The organism is Leptolyngbya sp. FACHB-261, assembly GCF_014696065.1.
Lineage (GTDB): Bacteria > Cyanobacteriota > Cyanobacteriia > FACHB-261 > FACHB-261 > FACHB-261.
This window is the reverse complement of sequence record NZ_JACJPL010000008.1, coordinates 29963-53441: the sequence shown is the minus strand read 5'-3', so window position 1 is coordinate 53441 and position 23479 is coordinate 29963. Positions and strand designations below refer to the sequence as shown.

Sequence of the window (23479 nt, the reverse complement as noted above, 5' to 3'; positions counted from 1 at the left end):
CGAATTGCAGAAAAATTAGCCCCGCAATACTTTGCCAATTGCTGTCGCTTCTGGCACTTCAATTAGTTGACCCGTCCGAACATCATAGAGATAGCCGTAAATAGAAATAGTTTCAGGTACTAAGGGGTGCGAACGAATGCGTTGAACATCTGTATAGACACTTTGCCTGGGGTCTTGGATAGTCAACCAATCTACAAACTCACCCTCAATCGAACCAGGCCCTTCCCCTTGATCGTGCCAACCCTGCTCGCCCAGCACAGCAGTCTCTAAACTACTGGCCAACAGTCTGCGAATAGTTTCATCAGAGAAGGTTTCCATTCCACAATTGGTGTGGTGAATGACAAACCATTCACGAGTTCCTAATAATTTGTAAGAGATGACTAAGGAACGGATTGCGTCATCACTGGCACGACCACCCGCATTACGGATCACATGCGCATCTCCTTCAGCCAGCCCTGCTAGCTTCGCGGGATCGAGACGTGCATCCATACAAGTCAGAATTGTAAACCGGCGACCAGGGGACATGGGTAGATCCGCTTTATTCCCAAAGTTCTCAGCATAAGCAGCGTTAGCAGTTAAAACTTCCTCTAGAGTCTTGCCCATGTTTTGGTCTCCAGCGCTTTTGAGAGTGAGCGATAGTGCTCTAAAGCAGGTCCTTAGAGATATCTGCGATAAATCGGTCGGAATACCGTACTAATCTATCAAGACAAGATTGTTGCACAGCAATTCTTGTAAAGCAAGCTTGTTTCAGGGCAGGAGCCTCAAGTCTGGGCAATGTCCCCTTACTATCCGTTTATGGAGAGTTAATAAATGCGGAGGCAAAAGTAGCAATTTAGGCAGCTCAAAAGTAAAAATTACTGCAAAAAGCTCTGCATAGAAACTGCTAGCGTACCTATTAATTTAGTGAGCGATCAAATTGCTCTACAAAATCGCAGGCTGAGCTTTATGTTGAAAGATACTCCTACGACTATCGCTATTATTGGTGGCGGCTTCAGCGGCTGCATGGTTGCAGCTCATCTGCTGCATAGAGCAACCCGTCCTCTAAACATCAAGCTGATTGAGCGGCAGACTCAGCTAGGTCGAGGAGTGGCGTACAAAACTCGCTGTTCGGCTCACTTACTCAATGTTCCAGCCGGCAAGATCAGCGCTTTTCCAGATCATCCTGATCACTTTCTGAATTGGCTGCAAAGACTCCAAAAAGAAGGCTGTACAGATGAGCTCAATCCAGGCTGGAGCGCAGGACCAGAGGCCTTTGTACCTCGTAAACTTTATGGGGATTACATTGAGGAGATTTTGGGAGAGGCTGAAGCATCTGCGTCAAACCATGTGCAATTAGAACGGCTTACAAACGAGGCCATTGCGATCCATCCCACAACCGTTAAAGGGCCATCGGCAGCAATGGGGGGAGCAACCCTATACCTCAGAAATAATCAGACCCTACAGGTAGACAAAATTGTTTTGGCCCTAGGGAATTTTCCTCCTAGCGATCCACGCGTTGGGGACCCTTCCTTCTACAAAAGTCGGCGTTATCGAAGGTCTGCTTGGTCTGCTGATGCCTTGACCGGGTTGAACTCTACTGAACCAGTCTTATTGATTGGTTCAGGGCTGACCGCAATTGATTTAGCAATTTCCCTCAAGGAGCAGGGACACCAAGGCTTAATTCAGGTAGTCTCACGCCATGGCCTGCTGCCCCAGTCTCACCGACCGACGGAACCTTATCCCAGCTTCTTAGATGCTACTTTCCCGTATACGATTAGCGCTTTAATGCAAAAAGTTCGTCAAGAAGTGCGAGGTGCAGCTATGCAGGGACACGATTGGCGGGCCGTGATCGACACCCTGCGTCCCCTAACTCAAGAACTCTGGCAATCTTTATCTCAAGTTGAGCGACGACGATTTCTCCGCCATCTACGGCCCTATTGGGAAGTTCATCGTCATCGCATTGCTCCACAAGTTGCCAAGCAGATCAATGATCTGCTGCGCTCAGGCCAGCTAGTTTTTCACGCAGGCCGGATTCAGAGCTATCAGGAAGATTGTGAGAGAGTAGAAGTTGTGCTTCACAAGCGCCATACTCGGGAGCAAATACGGCTGTGGGCGAGCCGAGTGATCAACTGCACCGGTCCTGAGTGTGACTACCGCAAGTTTCATCATCCACTGATTACTAGCCTGTGTCAGCAAGGCCTGTTGCGTTCCGATGCTTTGGGGTTAGGCCTCGATGTAGCAACAAATGGGGCTTTAATTGATGCTAATGGTAACGCCTCTCGCCTGTTGTTTACCTTGGGGCCACTGCGAAAAGGCAATCTTTGGGAAACGACGGCAGTTCCTGAGCTACGGATTCAAGCCTTTGCCTTGGCCCAGGAACTGCTACGGCATCAAAGCCTTCAAAAATCAGAAAGCGTTCTAGTTCGGCAAATGGGAGGGTAAACGGGGGATAAATGCAGAAATTCAGGCATCTCAAATTAATAGGGCAAGTCAATCTTGAAGTCGCAATTCGGCGACTAGTTCCCATGCTTCCATGTACCACTGCCGTTCATGAACGTACTTTACCTGATCAATCTTAAATTCACCATAAAACTGGTTTTGTGATTCTTCAACCAACTGCTTCAGTTGTATAAAGCAGCTCTGACCCACTGGATCGAGAATACGGCCCAGTGAAATATGCCCCAGCTCAGATTGCCGTTTTGATGCAAAGGGAATTTGTTGACGCAGTTGTTGACGCAGTGAGTCAAATTCGCCATACCCCGATACGATAACTGTGCCGTCAACCGTAATCAGAAAGCCTTGGTAAGAGAGCGTAAAAGAAGGCTGCTGGCGCAACCCAGACTGGAGCAACTTTGCCACCTGTAGAAGCTGGTCAGCAGCCACTATTTCATTTGGGCGCTTGATGATAAATAGCTCCCAGTGATAGTTAGCTGGGGGAACTTTGTAAAATCGTGTTCCAGCTGGCAGAATTGCCTCCACGTTGGACACAATTCTCTGAAATCTGCTGGTTAAAGGCTGAGGTAATGGCAGACCAGCCAAGCTTGTCCAAACTTCGAAGCTGCGAGGAGTGACCGGATTAGCATCTAAATTAAATAGCTCACGCGATTGAGCTAAACTTTCCAGTTCAAAGTCTTTAAGAGCTGAAAAACGCTGGTGAATTTGTAGATATCGCCCCTTCAGGTCCATAGGTTTTCCCCCTTGCAGCTCTAGTTTGAGTTTCCTCTAACCAGTCTCTCGTAATCTGGTAGCAAAGCAAAAAATCCCCTCTACAATGCGTAGAGGGGAAGAGATACTAGGTCGCAATCACTGTTTTAAGTAGGCTGTTTGTTTAAGCCGGGAAATTGGACACAGCAAGGGTAATATCAGAGAAATCTCCACCCTCATCTGTATTTGCAACTCTGACTGAGTGAGACACAAAGTCATTGATAGGCACAAACAAGTCGAACGAAGTTTGGCCGTCTAAGTCATTGGTTTGCTCAGAAGTGCCTTCGTACAACTTGACATCACCATGCAAGCTGATTTGTCCATCAGTCAAAGCGATGGCAGTCATTTCCAATTCAACCCGCAATTCTCCACCAATACTTCTGATCATCGTCATCACGCCTTGGGGCTGGCGGCTACCGATCACTCGATCTGCCTTCATCTCAAAAGTGCCGGTTTCGTTGCGTCCAAAAGTCTCATCATCTTCGAGATACATCTTGGCGGCAACGACAACTCTGCGGCGCACTTCCTCAGCAGTAACTGGTGTGTTTTGTGGAACGGTGTTCACACCAGAGGTAGGAATAGCGCTCCAAGAACCAGCACCCCGGATAGAAATAGGACGCATCAGGCGGACCGAACTGATGGTTCTGTTGAGCATTTCGTTGTTAGACATTTGGAGCTCCCTTCATTCAGTGGTGATGCTTACTCGTGGCTTGAGGTGTTTGGGCTGAACCGCTCAGCCACCGTCATAGAGAGCCTTTCCCCTCTGAGCAGATCACTAACCGGATGCTTTCCAAAAATGCTCTACAGAACTCTCTTCCCCTGCATACAAACGGTTAGGCTTGCTGCAATAGTTGCCCTTAACCCATCACCATATCCGAAACCTAGGCAGCTGCGAAGCTGATCTTGAGGTAGTCGTTCTCCATCTTTGCCCCGGCTGGTTGCAAAGCTGCCAAAGTCTGGGGCAGAACTAGATTACGGCGGTGATTGCCAATGCGAATGTTCAGTTCGTCTCCAGTTTTGCTGAGTTCAATCTGGTCCTTAGGAATTCCTGGCAAGTAGAGGTCTAAGCGGTACTGACCGTTTTCAGTGACCACATTGAGTGTTGTCTCTTTGTAGTAAACCTGGGTGGGGTCCTCTGTACCCTCAAACAGCGTATCTTTCAGACGCTCAAGGGCTGCAAAGCCGCACATCTCTTCCGAGTAGAGGGGTACTTCTTTGACCGGCAAAGGGCTGAAGTTGTCGTGGATTTCCTGGCGGTAGTGTTGCTGTGCCGTTTTCCAGCGCTCAAAATAGGGATCCTGAACCGTGTCAGGCAAAATTCGATTGGCAATCACTAAATCCGTCGCCACGTTATATAGGCTCAGATAGGCGTGAGCCCGCAGCGACTCCTTAATCACCATCTTTTCAGGATTGGTTACCAGACGAACAGTTGTATAGGTGTTGTCTGTAAGAATGCGCTCCAGAGCTTCAATCTGCTCATAGAACTCGTAGGGCGCATCAATCACCTCGCCCTGCGGTAGTGAGAAGCCAGTCACCTGTTTGAACAGGGGGTTAAACACTGGCGTAAACATCTTGGCCATACCCCGCATTGGATAAAAGAAGCGGCGCATGTACCAGCCTGAAACCTCTGGCAAACTCAGCAAGCGCAGGGCTGTACCCGTTGGTGCCGAGTCGATAATCAGAACGTCAAATTCATTCTCGTCGTAGTGGCGCTTCACTCGTACCAAGCCGAAAATTTCGTCCATCCCCGGCAGAATGGCTAATTCTTGAGCTTGCACTCCGTCAAGGCCGCGCGCTTGAAGGACCTCGGTGATGTAGCGCTTGACCGAACCCCAGTTGCTCTCCAACTCCATTAGGGCATCCAATTCTGCCCCCCACAGATTGGGTCGGACCTCGCGGGGGTCGTGGCTAAGTTCAGTATCGAAGCTATCTGCTAGAGAGTGAGCAGGGTCAGTGCTTAAAACCAGAGTGCGGTACCCCAGTTCAGCACAGCGCAGACCTGTGGCGGCTGCCACAGAGGTCTTGCCCACACCACCCTTGCCGGTCATTAGAATCAGCCGCATAGCTGGAGTCCGCTCACTGAGAATGCTTTACATTAGTTTACCTGAAATAATGCAGCCCTTTAATCGCAGCCACTAGAAACTATCAGCAAAGGCAAAGCGAATAGGCGTCGAAAATAGGGCGAAGTTGCGTAAAAACTCTCCAATTGAGCGGTTTATTTCCTGCAATTCCAACCTCGCTTAAGCAGTAGTCTAAAAATTATTTAACCCCCAGTAACTTAAACCTTTCTAAAGATGAACGGCTAGACAATCAACTGATCCCTAGAAAACCCACAGTTCATGCTGTGCGCGTTTAAAATCTGCCGTCAGTCGAGGGTTGCCCACTAGCCAATGTAGCGCCTAGCAACCTCAAAATAGGTCTGTTATGATTGCGTCGAGCAGGGTTGAGAATCAGTCGAGGCTCTTAACAGTTACTTTAGCTTTAAAAGGATAAAACGATGGAAAACAGTGAACTCTTTACTCTAATTATGCTGTTGAGCCCCGGTCTTTTGCTGTCAATCATTGTCATGCTCACCTTTGCCGCGGGTGGCTGAGCCTCAAGTCTTGATGCGGGGCTCAAAGGAATGCTAGAACTCCGTCATGCGACTAATGTAGTCTGAAATCTGCGCGATGCAGCGACGAATGTTTTGGTCCCTAGCCCCGCGATTATCAATCACGGTAATGATGTAACGCTCACCATTTAGCTCCAAAGCCAGCGTTGTTCCTAGAGCTTTAGAGTTTTGTCCCGTTTTTTCGCCCAGCCAACGCGCGGTAGAGCCTCGTAAAGCAGCAATTCCCAACCACTGATCGTACTGACGGCTGAGCGCGTCAACGATCACATCATCGCCAGCATGTTCCCGGTTGTAGATTTGAACCATCATTTCCGTGAGTTCATCACTGGTGATTTGATTGACGGTGTAGCCAGGATTAATTGGTACTGTGCTAGCTCCGGTAAGCTTATGATTCACGCGGGTGACACGGTAGCCGCGCTCTTGTAGAACTTGATTAATATAATCCTGTCCTAGGTAGTCAATCAACTGATTAGTCGCGATGTTACTGCTCCGCGCAATCATTTGCACGAGTAGCGTTCGTAAAGAATAACGTCGCCCCACTCGAATGGCCGCAGCATCTTCTGTAAAGTTGCCTGGGTTGACATAGATGAGGCTATCGAGATCAATATTTTCAGTCGTAACTTTGTGCATCAAGGCCACAGCTACAGGCACTTTGATCAAACTGGCTGGACTAGCTGGGGGAGTGTCACCCCGCAACCGACGGCACTCCCTTGAAAGCGTGCAAATCGTAATCATGGTTTGAGCAGACAGGCCACTGCGACGCACAATTGTCGGCAAGAAGTTTGCCTGTGCAGTCTCTAATTGTTGAGTGACCTGATCTAGGTAAGCTTGATATTCCTGGGCTTTTTGCAAAGCTGGTGCGGCTAACTCAGAAGTCCGTTCAATCTCACTCAATGAGGCAAGTGCTTGTTGCCATAACGAGCGCTCCTGTTGCCAGGTTTGAACAAAGGGACGGGTAGTTTGCTGGAGTTGTCTAGCCTGGCTGGCCAACTGCATTGCTCGATCCCAACGTGCCTGAGCGGCCGTTTGGTCTGAACTCTGTCTTCCTGCTTCTACAGATATTGCAGGAGCAACTTGAGCCAGCACGCGAGAAGCCTGCAATGACTCAGCGCTTAAGACCAAACTGAACCCGACCACCAGAGCCTGCCAAACCTGATTGCGCACCATACCCACCCACACCTCACCAACTCAGGATAAAGGCCACTGAAGCCATAAGCAAAGTTACAGCTACAGGCCAAAACTAGAAGCAGCCGTTGACCAGCTTTCGTGACTATGCCAATGTCTGTGCCAATTAATGTGCCAACTGCTGCCCCCTTCCTGTTTCTAGGAGTAGGGCTGGGCACCCGGTAAATTGCCCAAAGGCGGTCTACCTCTGGGCTGAGTTGGGCTTATTTGGAGGTTTGTTTTGGAGTTTATTTTGGGGCTAGGGGTGCAAGCAAAGCTAGCCCTGCTTACGCCAGCTGATTGGGATACCCGGTGATGAGGAATCAGCAGCTTGCTGAACAGCAGCCTGGGTTTCCTGATCCAAAGCATTCACAACCTGGTTATAAATATCTTCGGCCTGTTGCGGTGAATTACCGATGCAGGTGAGCCCTAGCTTACCGAACTCTGACAGACAACCCATTAAGTGAAAGACAGTACCGGTCTCAGTACAGCGATCAAAATGAAGCTGGTGATGGGCCATAATATCCATCAAGTCATCTGGCAGTAGCCCCCGATAACGCTCTTTCTGCAAATTGTCTGAAGCCATGTAGTACTTCGGGCGACCCTGCTGGCTGTAAAACAGACCAGTTGAGAGATCATAACGGCCATTAGTCAGAAACTGCAGCGTCATCAGTGGGTGAGTAGTCCCCCCTTTGCGCAAGTTGATTTCAATTGCTTGTAAATCCCAACGATCGCCTTCAGGAATCGCCAAAAAATCGACAGCGAAGCGCTCTAATGCCCCTTTAGCCGCTAAGTTCTTACCAATGCGCAGCCCTATTTCTTGCAATTGAAGGCGATAAGCCTCATCAGCAGGAAATGTACAACCGAGAAAGACTTGACCATCAGGACCCCCTAAAATCTGATCGTGGGTCGAGACAATTTCAACTTCCCCACTGGGTGCAATTCGGCCTTGAACACTGGGAGATCGCTTCTGTTCTCCTTCAACAAAGGCTTCAACAATTGCGCCAATTTCAGGAATACGGTTGGAGAAATTGGTCCAGTTTTCATTCTTGGCTTGAAAACTCAAATTCTCAAAGCGCTGGTGAAGAATAGCCGCTCGCTCTGTATGAGATTGAGGGTTAATTGATTGCAGTGGCTTGAGATCCAATAGAGCATTTCCCTCACCAGAAAAGCCCTCATTGAGTTTGACTACCATCCGCTTCAAAGAGGGCTGACGCTCCCAGAGATCTGCCGACGCAACGGCTAAATCTTGGCCATTCCAAACCGTGCCGCTGCCATCGGGATGGGGCACATCACACTCCGCAAAAATCTGACGGCTCCCACCTTTGGTACCCCAGTAAAGGAGATCTGGATCAACAGCAAACAGCGGAATATCTAACTGCACTGATAGATCGCGCTCTAAGGCCGTTGAATTAAAACAGATCATGTAGGACTTTTGGGGCCGAATAGCCTGACGCATCCGCTCGATCAGGCGAGGACGCTCCAAAATCTTCTGAGTTAAAGGCTTATCAGAAGCATCATAAGGTGACAGCAGCAGCAAGCGCTCACGGGCATGAGAGAAAGGAATACCCGGTAGCAAATGCAAATAGTAATCAACGATACTAGGATGCAGCGGTTGCGAGGAGACATAAACCAGCCGAGCTCGCGGATTGCGCAAGCGAATGAGCGAAAATAGCAGTCGCTCCTCGTAGTAATGAACGCCCTGAATCTTGGTCAGTTCTCGCTGGTCCAAACTAAGAGAAGGCACGACCAAAATGTCGTAGTCACTCCGGTCAAACTGATCAATCTCTAACCAACTGTCTCGTAATCGGGCCTGAAGCTGACGAAATTGCTCCGCCTGTTCGGAAGAGGAGAAATGCAGTGTTTGCATAGCCTCAGCTCACCCTAGTTCGTATAGCACTGATTTTAGGCGATGCAGGCAGCAGTAGTGGCGGCGATAGCAGCAAGGCCGTCTCTATAGGTTCCAAGAGTTTTCGACTGCCAAAACAACATTGGCTAGTTTAATTTCAAGCGCTGGCTGTACGAAATGATCTAGCGACAGAGTTACTCTGAGTTCTAAGCAGGAGTTTTAAGCAGCTTGGGCAGCGTAAGAGTGTGACAAGGGCGCAACTTAGTTGCAGCCAATACCAACCGACGAATAGCCAGCATTGATGTAGCCACTTTATGCTGCTTTGTTTAGGGGCTACATAGCTGATTGCGATCAAGGGTTGGTTCTGTCTGCACAGAACCAATCCCCCAGCTCTAATCGCCCCACACTCTTGGTCAATCCATTGGTCAAGCTGGATTTAGGCTATGTGAGCCACCTATGGACGCAACGCTGCTATCGTCTGCGGTCCTGCAACCCCATCTTCGGGCAGGCCGTAGTAACGTTGAGCCCTCGCCACGGCATCCCGCGTTGTCGGACCGTAGACGCCATCAAGCAGGCCTACATAAAACCCCCGCTCTGCCAGTAGACCCTGCAACTCCTCAACATCAACAGAACTGGGAACAAAGTCATCGACTACGCGATTGCTAGCGGCGACGGTAGTTGATTCCAGAGCTGCCAGAGTTTGCGAACCAGCAACGCCATCTACAGTCAGCCCATAGTAGCGCTGGGCTGCAAACACAGCGGCTTCGGTACTGGGCCCGTAGATACCATCAATAGGCCCCTCGTAAAAGTTTCGGGATTGCAGCAGGCGTTGCAGTCTAATGACCTCATCGGAGCTAACGTCGGCACTTGCATTGGCTCTGGTTTCTTCGCTGGGTGTGCTAGCGACAGTAGAGTCTTGACTTGAGCTGCCTCCTCGCAAGGCTCGAATCGTCCGGTTACCAGCAACGCCATCCTGAGACAGGCCATAGCTGCGTTGAGCTGCCACTATCGCAGCTTGAGTTCTGGGACCACAGACCCCATCAACCGCGCCGCCATAGAAACCTTGAGCACTCAGCAACTTCTGCGTTGCTGACGTGCCGTGGGGACAGGGATTGCTGCTGGTATTGGCTTCGCTTCTTGCCTCAGTATTGCGGGCGCTACTAGAGACGTTGCGGCTGCTGTTACTGGCATTGGTGTTGGCATTGGTGTTGCGCCGTCTGCTGGTCGCTGGCGTGCCCAGCAAGAGCCGCCTAGTTTGAGCGCCGACAATGCCATCGGGGGTTAGCCCCCGGCTGCGCTGAAATCGCTTAACTGCCTGTTGCGTTTTGGGGCCAAAACCACCAGTCACCGGTAGCTTGAGGGCTCTTTGAATTTGCTCCACCTCCGATCCTGAATCCCAGAGGTTGGTTGCCGCTATAGCACTAGTACCTAGACCAGAGAGGAGGGTGAGCAGAAGCGTTAACCCCCCTGTTGTCGCAGGTCGCGACAGGTGATGCCGTCCTGAGTTAGCGGGCTTTGAGGTTGCCTCCGCCTTAGAGGCGCCAGTCTCGCCTACGTTGGCCTCGCCGATATAGAGCTGCTCACGGGTTCGCCGGGGATGAACAAAGCCAAGAATTTCCATGAGTGCTACCTGAAGTTACGCGAATTGCACCAATCAGCAGTTCTAGTCAGCAATTAAGAGTTCAGCCGCAGGTTAGCCAGAGACAGCGCCTCCTAGGGTGTAGATGCACGTCAACGCCGATGGTACTTGGGACAGAATCATCCGTAGTATCCACCAAACGGTAGAAGTTTGGGGACAAGCACCTCCGCTGTGATCAGGTTAGGCCAGGTGCATCCGTTCGGGCAGACCAGGTTGATGGGGGGTTCAGGCAATGGAAGTTCAGACTTACCGTATTGGTGAAGAGTTTTTAGCATTTGAGCTAGGCCGGAGCTTCGTTCTTGAGTCTCTGTTTTTCTCCCAGTCCTATGCGTTTGGAACGGCTGGCATGCCGATAGAAGCAATCACAGAAGCAATGGCTGCTACAGTCTGCGACTGGCTAGATTCTCAGGGCTGTGATCTGGCGCTTACCTACAGCTTCCGTGAGGTCTGGGTGAAGGCACAGGCTGACCTTACCCTCAACCGTACTCCTGCACGTTCCATCGCAACTCTGGTGGCTTGAGCGGTCTGCGCTCGGCTCAAATCTGGCTCTAGTTCCGGTCTATGTCATAGGAAATAGAACCTAGCGGCGCTATGTTGCGCTGTATAGTTTTGTGACAACTTTTCCTGCTTAAGCAGGCGTTAGGAGCACTCTCAGCCATTTCCAGCCGAAGCCTGAGAGTTAGTTGCCATGCCTGTTTGCGCCTTTCACCTGTTTTCAGTAGCTGGACTACTGCATACTTTATGTCTTTCGGTAGACGCCGTAGACCTAAACTATCTACTTGTTGTCGTGGTCACAAGAAGGGGTATGCTGCCCTAGCACCTTACCGAGCTACGAGCGTCCCCAATTTTGGTGAATTTAGCGCGTTTCTTTGTGACCTTCTTCCTGGTCTTGCTAACCTCTCGGATTTTACATCCCGCGCCTGAACTGCCTCAGCCCGAGAGTAAGCTGGTACTGCCTGCGGTCATTGAGTCCTCTAATTTCCAATCGGAATACCTCAGATCTGAGTACAAAGCTTTCCTTCAGCCCTGCGTTGGCATCGTCGGCGACGGTGTGGGAGCCCGAGGTGGCAGACACAAGGGCGTTGATATTGCTGTCCAGGCAGGCACGCCAGTCCAGGCTGGTGCCACTGGCCAAGTAGTCAAGCTAAATGACTCCTGCCCCGCCTATGGCAGCTTGGCTTCGGGTTGTGGTGGCCGAGGTGGCAACTACGTTGTCGTTCAGTATGCCAATGGCCTATTTGGCCGCTATCTACATTTATTGCCAGGATTGCCGGTCCGCGTCGGCCAAGCCGTCCAGCAAGGGCAACTTTTAGGTTTGGTCGGATCGAGCGGACGCTCCAGCGGACCTCACCTGCACTGGGAACTGCGCAAAGGCAGACCCCTGGGCCGCGTGCTCAAACCCAGCGATGTCGGCGTCCAGCTCCTGCCACCCCAGTCCGGCGTCGTTTAGAACCAGGCGGACTTTGCCTTATCTAGCCGCGATTTCAATTGCCAGGTCTCTCTTCACGCCTGCTCATCTTCACGATGGGTAGGCTCAAATCACAAAAATGCTGTAACCTTTCTTAGAAGCCTCGCTTCGATGGTGAAGCAAAACAGGCAAGTGGGTGGGTACTCTGCCGCTGATCATTTTTGTGTCATGAGTATCAACCAAGGAAAAGCTTCCTCAAAAGCACCCTCAGATTCTGGCTCGTCCCCGCGGACGTCCCAAAACTTGCTCAGTTTTTACTGGACGCTTGGTACCAGCGCTGGCCTTTTGGTCGCAGCTCTGGTTGGGCTCAGCGCCTTTCAGGCCATTATTCAGGTACCGCAGACTCCGGATTGCAAGAGCCTAGATAGTGGTGCGGCGGACTCGCAACGAATCTATTGCGCGCGTTTGCTGGCTCAAGATGGCAGCGCGGCTCAACTGATTAAGGCCATTGACCTTGCCAAGCAGGTTCCCAGCAGCTCGCCTCTGAAAGCAGAAGCAAGCCAATCTCTGGAGCGCTGGTCTAGGCGTTTGTTGGAACTAGCCGACGAGAAGGCAGAACAAGGCGATCTCAAGGGCGCGATTGGCCTAGTGGATCGCATCCCTAGCAGCGTAGAAGTGCGGGCTTCTGCTGACGAGGCCAAAGCTCTCTGGCAGCAGGGCGAGCAGTGGGCTGGGGCAATCGACCAGAGAGTTCAGATCGCTCTACGCAATCAGCAGTGGGACGAGGCAGAGGCCCAAGTTCGTCTGCTGGTCGGTGCGCCTGGCGGTATCTCGCGGCAGCAGAAGCTCGACAAGCTCCTGGCCCAAATTAAAGAAGAGCGGGGTGCTGCCGAGCGTCTGGAAGAGGCCCGCGAACTGGCAGAAGAAGGCACACCCGAGCAACTGCTGAAGGCAATTGAGATTGCCCAGACGATTGGCCCAGACCGGATCGTGCGTAAGTCGGCACAGTCGGATATCAGTATTTGGGGGCGTCAGTTATTGACCCTGGCCCAAGAGCGTCTAGACGCAAAAGATGCTGCTGGCGCTGTGGAACTGGCCGAGCTGGTGCCCAAGGGTTTGTCTAACCAGGCCGAGGCCGAAGATTTCGCCGTATTAGCTCGGGCACAGCGTTGGGCTTGGTCCAATACCTTCTTTGGGCATCTGCTGGCACGCGCCGAAGCTCGACAGATTGCCCCAGATCGGCCTTTGCACAAGCGCGCTCAGACTCAACTAGCGACCTGGAAAGCCGAACTGCCCGATCTCACCTTGCTCGATCTGGGCCGTTTGCTATCGACCTTCCCGAATACTGCAACTTTGCGCGCAGCGATTGCCTCAGCCTCAGCTGTACAACCTGGACGGCCCTACCGGGTCCGAGCCCAGACCTTTGTGGCCCAGTGGCGTAAAGATATTGAGCGGTTTGAAGACCAGCCGATTCTGGATCAGGCTCGCGAGATAGCACGGGCAGGCACCATCCCGGCGCTGGAAGCGGCAATTCTTGCTGCTCAGCAGATTGAGGAAGACCGGGCGCTGCATGACAAGGCTCGCGGCTTGATTGCTGATTGGCGCAACGGCATCGAGCTGATTGAAGATCGGCCCGTCTTGGAGCGGGCAACCGAGCTGATCGAGGCCGGGGCCTTGAGCGAGGGAATTGCCGCAGCCGAGCGGATCGGGCGAGGCCGAGCGCTTTATTATGACGCGCAAGCCTTGATCGATGGAGCCCAGGCCAAGCTCAGGGAGGCTGAGGAGCAGAGCATTTTGACCGAAGCTTACGATCTGGCAGAGCAGGGTGAGCTGAGACAGGCGATTGGTACGGCGCGGCGAGTTCGACGCAGCAACCTGAGCAACGAGGCTCAAACTGCAATTGACCAATGGAACAACCAGCTGCAATCGGAACCAGCCCAGCCAGAGCCAGCCTTTGAGCCAGAACCGCGAACAGCCGAGGAGCAACCGGCACCAGGACCGGAGCCAAGTACCGACTCGCAGCCTCGTTTCGACCGTTAAAACAATTAAGGCCGATTTTATTAATGCTCAGCGAATTGCTTAGCTACATATAGGAATGCGCCTAACCAAAATTTATTTTGATCTAGGTATCTTTAAGCAAGCTTGAGTATCCAATCTGGCTCATATCTGGCTCATAGTGAACCAACCTTATGAGTTTGAGGTCGCTACTAGTCATTAAAGATACAGAAACTGATGGCAAGGCCAAAATATCTGCTTCAGTCAGCGATGTCTTTGCAAGCCAACGAATGCCGCTTCTTAAAGACATTTCAGATATTGGAGCCTCTGAATAACAACTGTTACCCAGAATATTTGGCTAGAGAACTGGGCAAGTAACAAAATCAGGCCTGCTGTTAATAAAACTTGTCTCTCTTTTGGATCAAAAGATTAAACAGGTTTGAGTATAGTTAACCTTAGGGAGAGGCCACGCAAAGCTATTTGGCTTCAAAGCTGTTGTTAGCAGCCATTCCTCAGATTCTAATCAGACTTCCACTAGAGTTCAGCCCGAAAATCTCAACAGAGAATGGTCCACAACTGCGGAGGTTTACCAGTGGTGTCAGGCAACACAGCCAATGGTCGCTCGAATCTGCGACTTCAACTTCAACAGAAGTCAGACTCTCTACAAACGATTCAGGTCCCTGCGGCTGTCGCGGATCAACTCCTGGAATTGGTTGAGCAACTACAAGCGGGTAGACCGTTTGCAGAGGTTTTCGCCAATCTACACCCAGATCTAGATATATACGGGGCTGAAACTGACGAAACTCAAGAAGATTCATCTATGGCCAAACTTGCCTTGGCAAGTTTGGCCATAGATGAGGCCTCCAAAACCTCTTTGCCTCCGTTTCTGCAACATATTGAGTTAATGCAGAGCCGTTTGGCCAAGCTGTTCGAGGAGTCCGACCAAACGGGTATGCAGCAGCAGGAAGTCTTGCCAGATGTTTTTAGAGGGCTTGGCATTGCCTCCGAAGAGCTGACCGTGGCAGTCGAAACCTTATGCCAACAAAACGAGGAACTAGCCGCAACCCGTCAGGCCATTGAACTGGAGCGTCAGCGTTATCAAGAACTGTTTGACTACGCGCCAGACGGCTATTTCATCACTGATACGCGCGGCAACATCGAGCAGGCCAATGCGGCAGCAGCACGACAGGTTGGCGTCTTACAAAAGTTCCTGGTCGGCAAGCCCTTAACTATTTACATTGCCGAAGTGCATCGCCCAGCTTTTCGGACCAAGTTGAGCCAGTTAGCAAAGAGCGACTGGAGTCAACAGGAGTGGCAATTTGAGCTGCAACCGCGCGACCGCCAACCCGTCCGAGCCGCGATCAAGGTCGTCGCCATCCGCAATGCAAGCCACAGCTTAGTGGGTCTGCGCTGGCTGATCCGCGAGATCAGCAGCAGCTCCACTCCTCCAGAAACAGCCCCAGACAGCACGCCCAAACAGGAGCGCCCTGCGCAGACCTACATGCGCGGTGAGTTGGTGCCGCTCAACTTGCATTCAATTTGGCAAGTGCAGCGGGGCGTGGTCAAGCTCAGCACGCTCAGTGACAACGGCGAGGAGATTTTAATCGGTCTGGCCGGCTCATCCACGCTATTTGGCCCCATCTTAACGACACTGTCGGTTTATCAAGCCGTTGCGCTCTCAGACACAGTTGAGCTGGTCGCCATTCCTATAGCCGAGCTGGCAACCTCGCCCGATTTGGTTCAAATGCTTTTTCCTCAGGTGACTCAACGGCTGCACCAGGCGGAGACTTTGCTCGCAATCGTGGGCTATCGGCATGTTCCCGACCGTCTCTGTCGGCTGTTGCAACTCTTTGGCAAAGAATTTGGGCGCCCCGTAGAGCAGGGAGTGCGCTTGAGCGTCCGGCTCACCCATGAAGACCTTGCCAGCGCTTGCTCCACCACTCGCGTCACGGTTACTCGCCTGCTCAGGCAGTTGCAAAAGCAAGGCAAAATTGATGTCGGTCCCGACCGCCATATCACTCTAAAAGCTGGATTGCAGGACGGCACCAGCTTTTAGCCAACTCATCTAGCAAACTCATCAATTAGATTCACAAGGTCCCAGTTGACGCCAGCCCAGCGTCAACCGGGAGCACAATCACCAGGCTTCAGACAGTTTCCACGCGGAAATTGAGACCTTTGATGGAGCCTTTTGACAGCCGTTTTAAATCATTATTTGGTTGAGACTGGCAAACGAGGCTGGCAAACAGGATTCTCTGGTTTTACTGGGCTAGGTGAGCCTAGCGATTTTAAACCGCCTCCTCCCCCAATCTCTCCCCGGTGGGGAAGGCAAGTCAGATTTGAGTTCCTACGGAGATGGGTAGGAGTCCCGGAGCGAATTTGACTACAAAACCTCGATACGAGTTCAGACCCTATCAGTTTCAGCGCCAGCAAAAGGCGGGCCAATGATTGGACATGACATTATCGTGATTGGCGCTTCTGCCGGTGGAGTCGAAGCGTTGATCCAGCTGGTGAGCAATTTGCCTGAAGACTTGCCAGCTAGCATTTTTATCGTCCTACATATCTCTGCTTCAGGCACGAGCGTTTTGCCCAAAATCCTCAAGCGTCATGGCTCTCTACCGGCTAGACACCCGGTAGACGGCCAGGTCTTTGAGCGAGGGCAGATCTACATCGCGCCGCCTGACCAACATCTGTTAGTTAAACAGGGCTTCATTCACATCGTGAGAGGCCCCAAAGAGAACACATATCGGCCCTCTATAGACCCACTGTTTCGTTCAGCCGCTAGAGTTTATGGCCCTCGGGTAGTGGGTGTAGTTCTTTCTGGCATGCTCGATGACGGCACCGCAGGACTACAAACCGTCAAGCTCAAGGGGGGCATAGCGATAGTTCAAGACCCTGCCGATGCGCTGTTTCCCAGCATGCCGCGCAGTGCCATTGAACATGTTGATGTTGACCAGGTCCTACCTCTGTCAAAGATTGCACCGGCCCTTGTAGAGTTGGCCAGAACTCCAGTGCAAGGAGGAAAAAGGATGGATGACGAAACAGATGAGCAGCTAGATATTGAAGCTGATCTAGTAGAGCTGCAACCAGAAACCCTACACCAGCAGGAGCGAGCGGGGACGCCTTCGGGCTTCGCTTGTCCAGAGTGCGGCGGTGCCCTGTGGGAATTGCAGGATGGTATGCTGCTGCGCTTTCGCTGCCGGGTGGGTCATGCTTACTCAAGCCAGACATTGCTCTCGGAGCAGACTGACGCTCTAGAAGATGCCCTCTGGCAGGCTCTGCGGGCGCTAGAAGAGAAAGCAGCGCTAACGGAGCGGCTGGCCGAGCGAGCCAGAAAGCGCAACCACGGCATCAGTGCAATAACCTTTCAAGAGCAGTCTCAGGATGCCAAGGAGCGAGCCGAGGTGATCCGACGAGTGCTGATTAATGACCAGGGCGATGGCCAAAGCCCGATCAGCAAGTTTGCTGAAGTGATGGGGGAAACCAGGACAAGCCCTGAGTAGCAAGCCCCAAGCAGCAAGCCCTGAGTAGCAAATATAAGTAGTAAGCCCTGAGTAGCTATCAGTAGCAAGCTACAAAGAGCCAGGCTTGCGCCTGTTCATACTTTTGTAACGCTCAACACTAATGGACCTAGGCGCATATCTGATGAAGATAGGTGTCTAGGTTCATTAGAGGAGCAAGATATTTAGTGTCAAAAATCTTAATAATTTCTTTACAGGGCTTGATTATTCATAGCTAAAATAGGCTCAGGTATTTAGAGCCATACAAAGCTCAAACACCTTAAAAGGAGTTGATAGTGGGGTTAAACGGCAAGGAACAAGCCTCTGGTTGAGAGAACCTGTGTCTACCTTGTGAGCTCAGCTTGTCCAGCAGCAGATATTGTGATCGAGAGCGGAATTGTGCCAAGCAAAGATTTTAGCCAACAGCGGTCTACAGCAGCGGCTTTACGGGCTAGAGCAGCTAAATTATGCCAACAGATCAAGTCGCCCCAAAAACTGGCAGCCCATTGCTGCCAACGCAGTGCAGAACTCTCCAACCAGGCACTGCAAGTTACTAGAGAAGCGGAAGAACTGCGGATACGCTCCCAAAAACTGCGGCAGCGCGTCCAGGCGAGCCGCACACAGCTCCATCAGATTGATCAGGACCTACCGCCTCAAACTAGCCGCTCAGCAGCGTCATACCAAGAACCAGCAAACCAATCTCAAGGCCAAGGCGTTATTAAGGTCGGGGCTGACAATGAGCGGGTTGCCTTTAACTACAGGGGCCACGTTATCTACATGGCAAATACTCTACAAGGCTGGAAGCCAATGGTCGATCACTGGATATTGCCAATGCGACCAACTCTTGGAGAGGCAACCTGGCTGGCTTGTACTTTTGTCGATCACGCTCAGGTATGCAACTCTGTAGGCCAAGTCTTGACGGAAATGTTCGAGTCGAGAACCTTGAGCCAAGAAGAGTGTCTGAATCTACTTAGCTCGCTTCACGAAAGTATTGGGCCGTAAACCTGCGCTTGCTCCTGATTCGGATTGGCCCCCTGGATCTTGCAATTCGGATTGGCCCTTTAGATCTCCCAGATCGGATTGGCCCCCTAAATCCCCCAATTCTGGGGGACTTTGACTTTTATTCAGCTTAGAACTAGCCCCAGAGGCAAGGAACCAGAGAGGCTCCACCTACTCCAGCTCCAACACTTGCTCCGGTTCCCCCCAGAATTGGGGGGCTAGGGGGGCCTACACCAACTCCAACGCCTGCTCCGGTCCCCCCAGAATTGGGGGTTAGGGGGGCCTACTCCGGTCCCCCCCAGAATTGGGGGGCTAGGGGGGCCAGCCGCATTTATTCCTGCTTCAGAAACTTCTTTGATAGCTCTATAGCTCGGCGCGTTTCTTCTAGGTGCTCTTGGGTCGCTTCAGCGTACTTCTTTGCTGCTTCTATATGCTCTTTATTCGCCAGCACATGCTCAATCGCAGCATTGACAAATGCCTGGGTTGAGCCTTCCTCCAAAGCCGTCGCTGCCTCAGCCAGCGAAGCCTCAGCATGCTCTATAGAAGCTTTGCCGTGGGCCTCAATTTCCTTGCCTGCTTCTTCACTGTGGCCCCCGTGAGCCTGAATGATCTGGCCTGTCTTCTTGAGAACCAGCCCCTGCTTCTGAGCCAATGCTGCGTGCTCAACAGCGGCCTCGGCGTTTTTCTTTGAAATTTGGTGGTCAGGGGTCCTGATCTTTGGGATCTGGTCCTTTGAGGTTGGGCGTTCTGGAGTTTCGGGCTTTGAGGTTTCGGGCTCTGGGTTTTTGGGCTCTGGGTTTTTGGGCTCTGGGTTTTTGGGCTCTGGGCCTTGCTGAGCGGACATGGTCTTCTCGGCCTCCTTGGTCACAGGATCGAGACGTTACCCAATCAGCTTAGCCAGCAGGCAAAATTGGCACCTATAGCGATGGGCTAGGCTTTAGGGGATGGTAGCTGTAGTGACCTGCTCGCTTGAGACCTCACCGCTTAAGACCTTCATCGCTTGACACCTCATCACTTGACCCTGGCTTGAAGCCGTCTTTAAGGCGACATTTTGGGCCGCCTCTTAAGACCAGCTCTTGGACCAAATCCTGGACCAGCTCCTGGACCGGCTTTTAGGCCAGCCTTTGGACCATCTTTTAGGTCGTCTCTTGAACCCATATATTGTAAAGATGTCGTAGACTACACTCGCCCGGTAGCTCTACGCAAAGTTCAGTATTTGGAGGGTTAGGGGAGTCTGTTTGGTCTACTAGACTTTCTACTGAACTTTAAGTCACTTTTAACAATGCTTAGCAGTGTTTAGCAGTGCATTTCAGCTATTACGACCATCAAGGCAGGTTTGTTTTGTCTTTGATTTCGGTACAGGTATTTGGGGCACTTGTGTCTCAGTGGGGAACTGGAGATTGAAATGAGCAAGGCTGAGGCCGAGCAGGGACTCGACTCCCTTTTGGAATACATCAAGCGTGGTCGTGGCTTTGACTTCACAGGCTACAAGCGCTCTAGCCTCGTGCGTCGGGTAAACCGACGGATGCAGGAGTTGGGCATGGAAGCTTATGAAGATTATCTGGATCGTCTAGAGGTGTATCCCGACGAATTTACCCAGCTCTTCAACACGATCCTGATTAACGTGACGGCTCTGTTTCGAGATGCTGAAGCCTGGAGCTACTTGGCTCAGGAGGTCATTCCTCAGATCCTGGCTAACAAATCAGGGGGGCAACAGATTCGCGCCTGGAGTGCAGGTTGTGCCTCCGGCGAAGAAGCCTACACGCTGGCAATTGTGCTAGCCGAAGCTTTGGGCATAGACGCTTTTCGCAACCAGGTAAAAATCTACGCCACCGATCTAGACGAAGAAGCCCTGGCCGAGGCGCGCCAAGCTACCTACAGCGCCAAAGCCCTCCAAGTTCTGCCTGAGGAGCTAACCCGAAAATACTTTGAGTTCGTAGGTGGCCGCTATGCCTTTCGCAATGACTTGCGCCGTTGTGTGATTTTTGGTCGTCACGATCTGATCCAAGACGCGCCGATCTCCCATCTAGATCTGCTGATCTGCCGCAACGTCTTGATGTATTTCAACTCAGAGACCCAATCGCGGGTGTTATCTCGGTTTCACTTTGCACTCAACGACGATTGCTTTCTGTTTTTAGGCAAAGCAGAAATGTTGCTGGCCCATGCCAACTTGTTCACGCCCTTGAACTTGAAACATCGCGTTTTTCTGAAGAGTTCAAAGTTAAATTTACGAGACCGGCTACTAGTTCTAGCGCAGTCGGGGGATGAAACCGTGGGCAGCACTTTAGCTCGACAGATTCGGATGCGAGAAGCCAGCTTTGACGCCATGCCACTGGCTCAGGTTGTGGTGAATGCCGCAGGCACACTAGTGCTAGTTAACGAACAAGCACGCCACCTGTTTGATCTCAAGCAGCGGGATGTGGGCCGTCCTTTTCACGATCTAGCGCTGTCCTATCAGCCGATAGAATTGCGCTCGCGCATTGACGAGGCAATGCGCAGCGGTAAAGTCATTGATCTGCGCAACATCGAACACAATACCAGCGCAGAGGAACTGCAATTTCTCGATGTACAGGTTGCCCCCTTGCTTGATGCCGATGGTGAATCGTTGGGCGCTAGCATCAGCTTCACAGATGTCACTCGCTACAACCGTTTGCGACTTGAGCTGCAACGCTCTAACCAGGAACTCGAAACTGCTTCCGAAGAACTGCAATCGACCAATGAAGAACTAGAAACCACCAACGAGGAACTGCAATCGACGGTCGAAGAACTAGAAACCACCAATGAGGAACTGCAGTCTACCAACGAAGAGATGGAGACCATGAATGAGGAACTGCAATCGACCAACGAAGAACTCCAGGCCATCAACGAAGAATTGCGCGAACGAACTGAAGAACTGAACGATACTAATGCCTTTTTAGAGTCGATCTTGACGGGGTTGCGGACCGGCATTGTCGTGCTCAACCGCGATACCAGCATCTCGATCTGGAATCATCAAGCTGAAGAGCTATGGGGCCTACGCAGCGACGAAGTAGAGGGACAACTTTTCTTGGACCTAGATATTGGCCTACCCGTCGAGCGCCTGCAAGCAACCATTGAAAATGCGTTGAGTGGCGAGGCAGAGTACCAAGAATTGTTCCTGGATGCAATTAATCGACGGGGCCGAAGCATCCGGTGCCGCATCACTTGCACTCCCCTAGTCAACAGCAAACAGCGTCAGGGGGCTATTCTACTGATGGAGGAGTGGAAGCAAGAACAACTATAAGTCACTTATAAGTCACTCTAACCGCAACCCCGTATAGGAGGGCAATCGTGAACGCTCAACCTTGGGACAATGTCAACGACACCTTTAACACCAGTTTTGGCAACCCGTTGGTGGAGCAGGAGATCGGCGAGCTGTTGAGTGTCCTGCTGGCAGAACTGGAAGGGCAGAAGCAGAGACTGCTTTTAGAGAATCAAGAACTGCTTCTAGAGAACCAAGAGCAGCGCTTGGAGATCCAAGCGCTGCTCTTGGAGAATGCAAAATTGCGAAATGGGCAACAGCAACAGGATTTAGCCCTCAAGGAAGCCACAACCCTCGTTCAAGGTCTCGACGGCTCTACCTCCACCCACCTTTACTCAGATAATGAGAACTTAAGGGTCGCCAACGAAAGCCTCCGCTCTAGAAATGAGCAGCTTAGCCTCGATAACCATGGCTTAAACATCAGCGACCAGACCCTGAACACGAGCAACGATAACTTACGCCTGAGCTACGAGAGCTTGCGTTGCGACAACACAGAACTGCGCTGCACAAACGAAGAACTGCAATATAGCAACAAGCAACTCAATCGGTACGCTGAAGTGCTCAGCCGTAGCTTCAAAACCCTCAGCGAACGGAGTCAGTTGCTGGAATCGATCCTGCTAAACTTGCAGCTTGGCATAATCGTGCTCGATTCCCAGCTTCAGGTTTTGAAGTGGAACTCCCAGTGTCTAGAACTGTGGGGGCTAGATGAGCGAGAGGTGAAAGGACAAGCTTTTCTAAGCCTCAACCTTGACCTGCCAACCGAGCCATTGCAAGCAGCCCTAGATAGCTTGGTCAACGCTCAATCTCAGTCTCAAAAATTAGTGAGCAAGACAACCAACCGGCGCGGTGAAATCATGCAGTGCGAAATTGTCTGCACACGATTCACCATAAGCGCAAGGCAGGGAGAGGGCGTGCTCCTAATAATCAAGCACTCTATCTAATCGCTCGACTCACTCGATTCAGCTAAGAGTTCGGCTAAAAGTTCAGCTAAAAGTTTTGCTGTTATGGGGCAATGCTTGTATGTGCCTTGTGCGTGCCTTGTGCGTTCTTTAGGCATGACCCGTGCTTGTCCTGCTTTATGTTGCTGCCTTGGGATCGCTACCAATAACGCTCAAGCAGCACAGTCAACAGGCAAAACATTCAATAGGACAGCGAACGGGACAGGGAACAGGCCGCGTAGGCTTCCACAATCTGAGTTAGCTCATCCAGGCCGTAGGGCTTGGTCAGGTAGTTATCAAAACCTGCGGATAGTCCTCGCTCCCGGTCTCCGACCATCGCCCTTGCCGTGACGGCAACTACAGGAATGGTTGCGGTTGTTGGATCGGTCTTGAGCCGCTGCACAATCTCTATGCCATCAGTATGCGGTAGGGCAATATCTAGCAGAACCAGACTTGGCTGGTAGAGCTGGCTCAGCTCCACCACCTTTTCACCACTAGAGGCACTGACATAGGAATAATCCAGCAGCTCTAGAATCTTAAGAGCTAATACTCGGCAGTCTTCATCGTCGTCTACAACCAAAACGAGGGGCCGCCCTTCCATCAGACGATGCTCATGGACAGCTTCCGAAGCATTTATTACTGAACCAAGCACTATGTCTTTTCTCTGCAAAAGTTACCTTTTCCAACAGACCCCTTAAGTTACACACATAAATCTAAACATGACATCTATCCTTTTACTGATGCCACCCAAACCCGTAAGTATATCTGCTTACTGTATCTAAAGGCAACCCTTAGCTTCTACAGCTCACTCTAAATTTCTATCTCCGTCCTATTTCTACCTTAAGTCAGATGCCAGCACTTGCAGAATCAATCTTTGGGTCTATCTAAATTGCAGGCTCATGACTTTGTAACACCC

General features: G+C 51.5%; 18 protein-coding genes. 9 read left to right on the top strand and 9 right to left on the bottom strand.

Annotated features, from left to right (window positions below; genetic code table 11):
- Positions 1 to 15: 15 nt before the first annotated feature.
- A complete protein-coding gene (locus H6F94_RS04155; protein ID WP_190800976.1) occupies positions 16 to 603 on the bottom strand; it encodes a beta-class carbonic anhydrase in 588 nt (195 codons plus the stop codon).
- A gap of 342 nt (positions 604 to 945) precedes the next feature.
- Between H6F94_RS04155 and H6F94_RS04150 the strand changes: the two genes are divergently transcribed.
- On the top strand, positions 946 to 2421 hold the full coding sequence (locus H6F94_RS04150; protein ID WP_190800975.1) for an FAD/NAD(P)-binding protein: 1476 nt from the start codon (positions 946 to 948) through the stop codon (positions 2419 to 2421).
- Positions 2422 to 2469: 48 nt separating this feature from the next.
- On the opposite strand, the gene H6F94_RS04145 is transcribed toward H6F94_RS04150, so the two are convergent.
- The 6 genes from H6F94_RS04145 to H6F94_RS32825 form a co-directional block, all read right to left on the bottom strand.
- A complete protein-coding gene (locus H6F94_RS04145; RefSeq protein ID WP_190800974.1) occupies positions 2470 to 3165 on the bottom strand; it encodes a hypothetical protein in 696 nt (231 codons plus the stop codon).
- A 142-nt stretch (positions 3166 to 3307) separates the two neighbouring features.
- The gene (locus H6F94_RS04140; protein WP_190800973.1) at positions 3308 to 3853 is read right to left on the bottom strand and encodes a hypothetical protein; all 546 of its coding nucleotides are present in this window, start codon (positions 3851 to 3853) and stop codon (positions 3308 to 3310) included.
- A 211-nt stretch (positions 3854 to 4064) separates the two neighbouring features.
- Positions 4065 to 5246: a TRC40/GET3/ArsA family transport-energizing ATPase gene (locus tag H6F94_RS04135; RefSeq protein WP_190800972.1), complete on the bottom strand. Its 1182-nt coding sequence runs from the start codon at positions 5244 to 5246 to the stop codon at positions 4065 to 4067.
- 563 nt (positions 5247 to 5809) lie between these two features.
- Positions 5810 to 6961 carry a serine hydrolase gene (locus H6F94_RS04130; RefSeq protein ID WP_190800971.1) on the bottom strand — a complete coding sequence of 384 codons (1152 nt, stop codon included), beginning with the start codon at positions 6959 to 6961 and terminating at the stop codon, positions 5810 to 5812.
- 274 nt (positions 6962 to 7235) lie between these two features.
- Positions 7236 to 8828: a peptide ligase PGM1-related protein gene (locus tag H6F94_RS04125; protein WP_190800970.1), complete on the bottom strand. Its 1593-nt coding sequence runs from the start codon at positions 8826 to 8828 to the stop codon at positions 7236 to 7238.
- Between the two features lie 433 nt (positions 8829 to 9261).
- A complete protein-coding gene (locus tag H6F94_RS32825) occupies positions 9262 to 10428 on the bottom strand; it encodes a peptidoglycan-binding domain-containing protein (RefSeq protein ID WP_190800969.1) in 1167 nt (388 codons plus the stop codon).
- Positions 10429 to 10678: 250 nt separating this feature from the next.
- On the opposite strand from H6F94_RS32825, the gene H6F94_RS04115 reads away from it, so the two are divergent.
- The 6 genes from H6F94_RS04115 to H6F94_RS04090 all read left to right on the top strand — a co-directional run bounded on the left by H6F94_RS04115 (position 10679) and on the right by H6F94_RS04090 (position 18348).
- Positions 10679 to 10966 (top strand): hypothetical protein, encoded by a 288-nt coding sequence (locus H6F94_RS04115; protein WP_190800968.1) that lies wholly within the window; start codon positions 10679 to 10681, stop codon positions 10964 to 10966.
- A gap of 330 nt (positions 10967 to 11296) precedes the next feature.
- On the top strand, positions 11297 to 11896 hold the full coding sequence (locus tag H6F94_RS04110) for a M23 family metallopeptidase (protein WP_190800967.1): 600 nt from the start codon (positions 11297 to 11299) through the stop codon (positions 11894 to 11896).
- 261 nt (positions 11897 to 12157) lie between these two features.
- Positions 12158 to 13894, top strand: coding sequence for a coiled-coil domain-containing protein (locus tag H6F94_RS04105; protein ID WP_190800966.1), 1737 nt, complete (start codon positions 12158 to 12160; stop codon positions 13892 to 13894).
- A 550-nt stretch (positions 13895 to 14444) separates the two neighbouring features.
- Entirely contained in the window at positions 14445 to 15905 is a 1461-nt protein-coding gene (locus H6F94_RS04100) for a helix-turn-helix domain-containing protein (RefSeq protein ID WP_190800965.1), read from the top strand.
- A gap of 385 nt (positions 15906 to 16290) precedes the next feature.
- Entirely contained in the window at positions 16291 to 17349 is a 1059-nt protein-coding gene (locus H6F94_RS04095) for a chemotaxis protein CheB (RefSeq protein ID WP_190800964.1), read from the top strand.
- A gap of 348 nt (positions 17350 to 17697) precedes the next feature.
- A complete protein-coding gene (locus tag H6F94_RS04090; protein ID WP_190800963.1) occupies positions 17698 to 18348 on the top strand; it encodes a hypothetical protein in 651 nt (216 codons plus the stop codon).
- 328 nt (positions 18349 to 18676) lie between these two features.
- Here the strand turns inward: H6F94_RS04090 and H6F94_RS04085 are convergent, their stop codons facing one another.
- Complete coding sequence (locus tag H6F94_RS04085; RefSeq protein WP_190800962.1) at positions 18677 to 19189, bottom strand: hypothetical protein; 513 nt, start codon at positions 19187 to 19189, stop codon at positions 18677 to 18679.
- A 561-nt stretch (positions 19190 to 19750) separates the two neighbouring features.
- Here H6F94_RS04085 and H6F94_RS04080 point away from each other — a divergent pair.
- Positions 19751 to 21607 (top strand): CheR family methyltransferase, encoded by a 1857-nt coding sequence (locus H6F94_RS04080; RefSeq protein WP_190800961.1) that lies wholly within the window; start codon positions 19751 to 19753, stop codon positions 21605 to 21607.
- Positions 21608 to 21654: 47 nt separating this feature from the next.
- Positions 21655 to 22566, top strand: coding sequence for a PAS domain S-box protein (locus tag H6F94_RS33195; RefSeq protein WP_190800960.1), 912 nt, complete (start codon positions 21655 to 21657; stop codon positions 22564 to 22566).
- A gap of 199 nt (positions 22567 to 22765) precedes the next feature.
- Here the strand turns inward: H6F94_RS33195 and H6F94_RS04070 are convergent, their stop codons facing one another.
- Positions 22766 to 23164, bottom strand: a complete 399-nt coding sequence (locus H6F94_RS04070) for a response regulator (RefSeq protein WP_190800959.1) — start codon at positions 23162 to 23164, stop codon at positions 22766 to 22768.
- Positions 23165 to 23479 lie beyond the last annotated feature (315 nt).

Bases quoted from the DNA above. Each gene is read 5' to 3' on its own strand.
- H6F94_RS04155 (WP_190800976.1), bottom strand. From the start codon at position 603: ATGGGCAAGACTCTAGAGGAAGTTTTAACTGCTAACGCTGCTTATGCT.
- H6F94_RS04150 (WP_190800975.1), top strand. From the start codon at position 946: ATGTTGAAAGATACTCCTACGACTATCGCTATTATTGGTGGCGGCTTC.
- H6F94_RS04145 (WP_190800974.1), bottom strand. From the start codon at position 3,165: ATGGACCTGAAGGGGCGATATCTACAAATTCACCAGCGTTTTTCAGCT.
- H6F94_RS04140 (WP_190800973.1), bottom strand. From the start codon at position 3,853: ATGTCTAACAACGAAATGCTCAACAGAACCATCAGTTCGGTCCGCCTG.
- H6F94_RS04135 (WP_190800972.1), bottom strand. From the start codon at position 5,246: ATGCGGCTGATTCTAATGACCGGCAAGGGTGGTGTGGGCAAGACCTCT.
- H6F94_RS04130 (WP_190800971.1), bottom strand. From the start codon at position 6,961: ATGGTGCGCAATCAGGTTTGGCAGGCTCTGGTGGTCGGGTTCAGTTTG.
- H6F94_RS04125 (WP_190800970.1), bottom strand. From the start codon at position 8,828: ATGCAAACACTGCATTTCTCCTCTTCCGAACAGGCGGAGCAATTTCGT.
- H6F94_RS32825 (WP_190800969.1), bottom strand. From the start codon at position 10,428: ATGGAAATTCTTGGCTTTGTTCATCCCCGGCGAACCCGTGAGCAGCTC.
- H6F94_RS04115 (WP_190800968.1), top strand. From the start codon at position 10,679: ATGGAAGTTCAGACTTACCGTATTGGTGAAGAGTTTTTAGCATTTGAG.
- H6F94_RS04095 (WP_190800964.1), top strand. From the start codon at position 16,291: ATGATTGGACATGACATTATCGTGATTGGCGCTTCTGCCGGTGGAGTC.
- H6F94_RS04085 (WP_190800962.1), bottom strand. From the start codon at position 19,189: ATGTCCGCTCAGCAAGGCCCAGAGCCCAAAAACCCAGAGCCCAAAAAC.
- H6F94_RS04080 (WP_190800961.1), top strand. From the start codon at position 19,751: ATGAGCAAGGCTGAGGCCGAGCAGGGACTCGACTCCCTTTTGGAATAC.
- H6F94_RS04070 (WP_190800959.1), bottom strand. From the start codon at position 23,164: ATGGAAGGGCGGCCCCTCGTTTTGGTTGTAGACGACGATGAAGACTGC.